The 807-nt window shown below is 50.4% G+C and carries 1 protein-coding gene; it reads right to left on the bottom strand.

Annotated elements, in window-relative coordinates; genetic code table 11:
• Positions 1 to 807, bottom strand: an 807-nt coding sequence (locus AOQ29_RS07745) for a DUF1542 domain-containing protein (RefSeq protein WP_158530762.1), incomplete at both ends; no start/stop codon positions are given.

The following is an 807-nucleotide window of genomic DNA, read 5'->3' as shown; positions in this document are numbered from 1 at the left end:
TGTCGGCGGTTGAAGACCAGGTTGTAGTGGCTTGAACTTGATCATTGGCTGCCGTCACAGCAGTCGACAAACCTTGTCCTAAGCTGGCAACTTGGTCAGTGGTCAAGTGTTGGTAGCTGTTAATCTTTTGATCAGCCGCCACAAGGGTGCTGTACAAACGACTAACCCACTGACTCTTGGCTTGACTCAAGGCACTTCCGTTACCCTGACCAAGGGCAAAGGCGTTTTGGTCATCGCTGACCATCGTCTCAGCATCAACCACACTGTCGGCAGTCTTCAATTCGGCAATCAGCCGGTCGCGCATACCGTTAACGGCTGCGGTCACGGTGGCCAAACCAGACTGTGACAAAGTCGTATTGGCCTTGGCTTGGTCGGCCAAGCCTTGCGCCGCATCGGTTACTTGCTTGATAAAGTCAGGCAAGCGGTCTGCAACTGATTTACCGGTTGTGTGGACACCATTAATGTCCTTCACAATCTGTTGACTGGCAGCAGTTACGCCATCAGCCGTTGTGGCCTTAGTCAAAGTTGCCTGGCTAGCGTCAGCTAACTTATTAACTGCCGCGCTTTGGTCTGCCTTTTCTTGACCACTAAGGGTCTTGTCATCAGCAATTGTTTGCAAGGCAGCTGTTTGAGCAGCCTTGATATCGTGGTTAGCAACATCAGTTGCTAAGTCGTATTGGACCTTGGTCAAATCAACATTCAACGCCGCTTGAGCATTGTTAATATCATCGGCGTTCTGAGCCTTACCGGCTGCTATTTGGGCAGTGGTTACTGCTTGGTCAATTGCTTGGTTTAGACCTTGCTTTT

It is taken from the genome of Fructobacillus ficulneus (genome assembly GCF_001047075.2).
GTDB lineage: Bacteria > Bacillota > Bacilli > Lactobacillales > Lactobacillaceae > Fructobacillus > Fructobacillus ficulneus.
Note: the sequence above shows the minus strand (reverse complement) of the source record. Positions and strands in the feature narration are given on the sequence as shown.